The sequence below is a fragment of the Fictibacillus sp. NRS-1165 genome, from assembly GCF_050468105.1.
Classification (GTDB): Bacteria; Bacillota; Bacilli; order Bacillales; family Fictibacillaceae; genus Fictibacillus_C; species Fictibacillus_C terrinigri.
In genome coordinates this window covers 1-4,987 of the sequence record NZ_JBDPNU010000091.1, presented here as the reverse complement: position 1 = coordinate 4,987, position 4,987 = coordinate 1, and the positions used below count along the sequence as shown (strand labels likewise).

The following is a 4,987-nucleotide window of genomic DNA, read 5'->3' as shown; positions in this document are numbered from 1 at the left end:
GCATAATGCAGCTAAGTATGCAGACACATCATTTATTAAAATCTTCTTTACATGGGCGGAAAACTGCTTGAAGATAGAAGTAAAAGATTATGGAAAAGGGTTTCAAATTGACGAAGCACAAACCCAGAGTTTTCCGGGAATACAGGCCATGAAAGAGAGGATGCATCTTGCTGGAGGCGAATGTATCATTTCCTCTCGTGTAGGGGAAGGAACAGAAGTGACCATGGTACTTCCTTTGATGAATCCTTAGAAGGGGAGAGTAATTCATGAAAATTTTGTTGGTGGATGACCACGCCGTTGTACGCAGAGGACTAACGATGCTATTGAACGCACAGCCAGAAATGGAGGTTGTTGGCGAGGCTTCAGAGGGAAATGAAGGCATTCAAAAAGCATTGGAACTGAAGCCTGATATTATTATTATGGATTTAAGCATGCCTCACGGAAAAGATGGTTTGAGTGCAACATCTGAGTTAAAGAAGCTTTTACCGGACGCTGCCATTCTTATTCTGACCATGCATGATGACGAAGAATATTTGTTCCGCGCCATTCAGTCGGGCGCTTCTGGATGTATATTGAAAAGTGAACCGCATGAAGAGCTCATAATGGCCATCCAATCGATTTACATGGGGAATGCGTACTTAAACCCAGCAGCGACGAAACGACTCATGGAGGAATATTTAGTCAACGTTAACCGGGGAACCGTAGATTCTTATAGCTTGCTGTCCGATCGGGAAAAAGAAGTTCTCACCTTAATTGCTAAGGGATACTCCAATAAGGAAATTGCCAATCAGCTTGTTCTTTCGGTAAAAACAGTAGAAACCCATAAAGGACACGTGATGGAAAAGCTGAAGATGAAAACAAGGCCAGAACTCGTGGCCTATGCCTTAAAAAAAGGGTTGTTGGGCTATGGCGTATAAATCCTCATTTATGATGGAACTTGAACGACTGGCACTGGAACTACAATGTTCTTTTGCAGGAATAGCTTTACAGGATGGAACAGGATCCGATGTTCATTGGCGCTATGCGTATGGCAACCGAAACGAAAAATATAAAAAGATTTCGGTAAGGTATGGCAAAGGGATTGCTGGAAAAGTGATCTCCACCGGTCAAGCGATTCAGGTGGATGATTTTCCTAAAAGTATTAATGGGAAAGCCGTAGAATATCCCATTATGTTGGCTGAACAATTGGTTTCCGCGTATGCAGCTCCCTTGAGATTAGCTGGTCAACTGAAGGGAGTCTTGTTAGTAGGCTACCATCAAAAAACAGAAATAACTCAGACCCTAAAAGACCTTGTTCAAAACAAAGCGCAGAGATTAGAAGACCTTTACCTGTCTGAATCCCAAGAAGGGAGGACAGGGGACCATGTATAGAGTAAAGCAAGAACAGGCAACGAAGGCTAACATGGTTGTAGAGGTATCTGGAGGAGTCATAGAGCACATCAGTCAAGAAGCGATGGCAATGTTTAATTGCAGCGTTAAGCAAGGGGAAATCCTCTCCACCCTGCTACCTGAGACGGACCTTTCAATATTACCGGAGGGAAAAGTAGTAAGACAGATGGGAATCCGACCAGATGGAGGAACCTTTTCTATTTACATAAGAAAACACTCATTTTCCCTTCGAAATGTAGATTTTTACCTTCTTTCACTCACGGAAGCGGAGGAAGAATCTGAGCGAACTCTGAAGGAATTATTGGATATTAAATTTGCTCTAGATGAATCGGCGATTGTAGCGATGACTGACAAAAGGGGAAAAATAACATATGTAAATCAGAAATTTGCTGATATTTCTCAGTATTCCATTGATGAACTGTTGGGCAAAGACCATAGAATCATCAACTCTGGTTACCACTCAAAGGAATTTATGAGAAACCTGTGGCAAACCATTTCTTCAGGAAACGTATGGCGCGGGGTAATTAAGAACAGAGCAAAAAATGGAGACTTTTATTGGGTGGATACAACGATTGTTCCTTTTTTGAGTAAGGACGGCCAACCATACCAGTATCTAGCCATCCGTTATGAGGTTACAGAGCATAAGAAGGTAGTTGAACAACTAAAGCAGTCTATACAAGAACTAATGGATGTCAAATTTGCACTTGATGAATCCTCTATTGTCGCCATCACCGATAAAAGAGGTAAGATCACCTATGTGAATGACATGTTTTGCGAAATATCCAAATATAGACGGGATGAACTGATAGGGCGTGACCATCGGATTATCAACTCTGGCTATCATTCCCGAGAGTTTTTCGGAAATCTGTGGAAAACCATATCTGCAGGGAAAGTGTGGAAAGGTGAAATCCGCAATAAAGCGAAGGATGGAACGTATTACTGGATGTATACAACCATTATTCCGTTCTTGAATGAAGAAGGGGAGCCCTTTCAGTATATGGCCATTCGCTCAGAGATTACGGAAAAAAAGCGGGTAGAACACGAATTACAACAGATGATGAGACGCATACTTGATGTTCAGGAGGAAGAACGTAAACGACTGTCCCGTAATCTTCATGACGGGGTTGGCCAAAATCTTTACAGCCACCTCATCACCATCAATGTTTTGCGGTCACAGCTAAGTCATCCACTACTTGATCAGATGCAAAAAGAGGCATCGGATTTAATTGAAGAAGTTCGGGATATATCATGGGAGCTTCGTCCGTCCGTTCTCGACGACCTAGGACTTGTACCTGCCATTCGATCTTTTTTATCTCGTTACATCGATAACTATGGAATTGATATTGATTTTAATTGTTCTCTTCCGCTTCAGAGGCTTAGCATTGCGATTGAAACCACCATTTACCGAGTCATACAAGAAGCACTCACGAATGTGCGAAAGTACGCAAAAGTGAAACAAGCTGCGGTGTCCATTCTTACTACAGGCGAAAAAATAAAGGTCATCATTCGTGATGATGGTCAGGGGTTCGATAACAAGCAGCTCCAACGTGGGGTTGGATTGTTCAGTATGGAAGAACGCGCCCGTTCTGTAGGTGGTGGTTTGGACATTCAGTCGGAAATAGGGCGTGGCACCACCGTAATTCTTGAATTACCAACCCTGCCAGATAGGTAAGTCCATTTTGAAAAGGCAACACCATCTCTTAAAGGTTTTGTATCTGTGATGCTGGTCACGGAAACAAAACCTTTTTCAGTATATTCTAAAATAGTAAAAATGAAACCTACAACTCTTTAGATAAGTGCATGTAGGAAGGGGATGAGAAATGTGTTTTGTTATCAATGTGAGCAAACTCCAACAGGCGGCTGTAAAACTATAGGGGTATGTGGAAAAGATGAAACCATTGCCAGTTTACAAGATACTATCATCTTTGGCTTAAAGGGTATTGCGGCTTATCGCACACATGCGAATCAATTAGGGTATACCGATTCATTTGTTGATGCTACAACTCATGAAGCGCTATATCTTACGTTAACAAATTCAAACTTCAACGTGCAGGAACATATTGATATGGCCTTAAAAGTTGGAAAAGCGGCTGTTCGCGTAATGGAGCTTTTAGACCAGGCCCATACTAACCGGTTAGGTATTCCGTCTCCTGAAAAAATTACGCAAAATAAAATTGAGGGCAAAGCGATTGTGGTTACAGGCCATAACTTGTTTGCATTGGAAGAACTATTAAAACAAACAGAAGGAAAAGGTATAAATATTTATACTCACTCTGAGATGCTACCGGCACACGGTTATCCCAAACTAAAGAAATATGCTCATTTAAAAGGAAATATCGGAAAGGCGTGGTACGATCAACGGTGTTTATTTGAAGAGTTTTCAGGGGCCATCCTAGCCACTACCAACTGTGTAATGCCGATCAAAGGAACTTACGCAGATCGAATGTTTTCGTACGAGGTAGCTGGCTTAGAAAACGTTAAAAAAATAGAAAATGATGATTTTACTCCTTTAATTGATCGAGCATTAGAATTGCCGGAGATGAATATTGAATCAAATGAAACATTAGTTACGGGGTTTCACCATCAAACGATTATTGGGTTAGCACCTGAAATCATTCAAGCGGTTAAAGACAAAAAGATCAATCATTTCTTCGTCATAGCTGGTTGTGATACACCTGGAAAGGGAGGAGATTATTATCGGAAACTGGCCCTCTCTTTGCCTTCAAACACGGTCATCTTAACAACTTCTTGCGGAAAATTCCGTTTCAATGATGTGGACTTTGGAGTCGTTCCTGTTGATCTTGGACAATGTAACAATTCCATCTCAACTGTAAAAATTGCACTGGCCCTTGCAGAGGCATTGGATTGCGAAGTGAGTCAGTTACCACTTAGTATCGTCCTTTCTTGGTTTGAGCAGAAAGCCATTGCGATTCTACTTGGTTTGTTTAGTCTAGGCATACAAGATATTCGCATTGGACCAAAACCTCCAGAGTTTATATCATCTGGTGTCATGCAAGTATTGGAAGGGAATCTTGGTCTCAAGTTAATTGGAAATGCGGAAGATGACCTGCTTGCTATGCTTTCCTAGCTTTCGATGCAATACGGTTCAATGATTTAATCAATGACCAACTCATTAATGAAACCTGAAGCTTGCTGCCACATGGCACTGGTACGTATTATTAAATGCTTTGGGAAGCAATTAAAGATGAGAGAATGATAAGAGGCTTTTAATCTTGAATAGGTTCTTTGGGATTGTATGAATGGCAATTGCAGAGGAAGTAGATGCTTCTACTGAGTGTATTGGAGCAAACAGCTCTATCAAAGAAAAAAGATCTGTTAGTCAAAATTGTGGTATGATTGTATTACTAAACACCAGAACATACACCTAAAAGAGGGGCCTTCCAAGGCCTCTTTTTTATATTTTTTGGTAAAGTGCAAAAGTTTCTTTCGGGTGAATTTTTATTATATTTTAATGGGTGCCCAATCATCCCCTCTTTGAAATGACAATACTTAATACCTATGATCAATTTGATGGACATATGAAAAAAGTTCCGTATTAGGTAAAGTAAAAGTGATCCCTTTTGGTGACATCTAGTAC

General features: G+C 40.9%; 5 protein-coding genes. All 5 read left to right on the top strand.

The features are described 5' to 3' along the window. The coding region (locus ABHN01_RS24325; protein ID WP_429877687.1) for a sensor histidine kinase at nt 1-250 on the top strand (250 nt) is incomplete at its 5' end. Nucleotides 251-266: 16 nt separating this feature from the next. Next, complete coding sequence (locus ABHN01_RS24320; RefSeq protein ID WP_429877686.1) at nt 267-917, top strand: response regulator; 651 nt, start codon at nt 267-269, stop codon at nt 915-917. Then, nucleotides 907-1,371 (top strand): GAF domain-containing protein, encoded by a 465-nt coding sequence (locus ABHN01_RS24315; protein ID WP_429877685.1) that lies wholly within the window; start codon nt 907-909, stop codon nt 1,369-1,371. The genes ABHN01_RS24320 and ABHN01_RS24315 overlap by 11 nt, the downstream gene beginning before the upstream one ends. After that, a complete protein-coding gene (locus ABHN01_RS24310; RefSeq protein WP_429877684.1) occupies nt 1,364-3,061 on the top strand; it encodes a PAS domain-containing sensor histidine kinase in 1,698 nt (565 codons plus the stop codon). Before ABHN01_RS24315 ends, ABHN01_RS24310 begins: the two co-directional genes overlap by 8 nt. 141 nt (nt 3,062-3,202) lie before the next feature. Next, the gene (gene hcp / locus ABHN01_RS24305) at nt 3,203-4,477 is read left to right on the top strand and encodes a hydroxylamine reductase (RefSeq protein WP_429877683.1); all 1,275 of its coding nucleotides are present in this window, start codon (nt 3,203-3,205) and stop codon (nt 4,475-4,477) included. Nucleotides 4,478-4,987 lie beyond the last annotated feature (510 nt).

What these genes read in the sequence shown, in the direction of transcription:
- ABHN01_RS24320 (WP_429877686.1), top strand. Translation starts at nt 267, where the DNA reads ATGAAAATTTTGTTGGTGGATGACCACGCCGTTGTACGCAGAGGACTA.
- ABHN01_RS24315 (WP_429877685.1), top strand. Translation starts at nt 907, where the DNA reads ATGGCGTATAAATCCTCATTTATGATGGAACTTGAACGACTGGCACTG.
- ABHN01_RS24310 (WP_429877684.1), top strand. Translation starts at nt 1,364, where the DNA reads ATGTATAGAGTAAAGCAAGAACAGGCAACGAAGGCTAACATGGTTGTA.
- hcp (WP_429877683.1), top strand. Translation starts at nt 3,203, where the DNA reads ATGAGAAATGTGTTTTGTTATCAATGTGAGCAAACTCCAACAGGCGGC.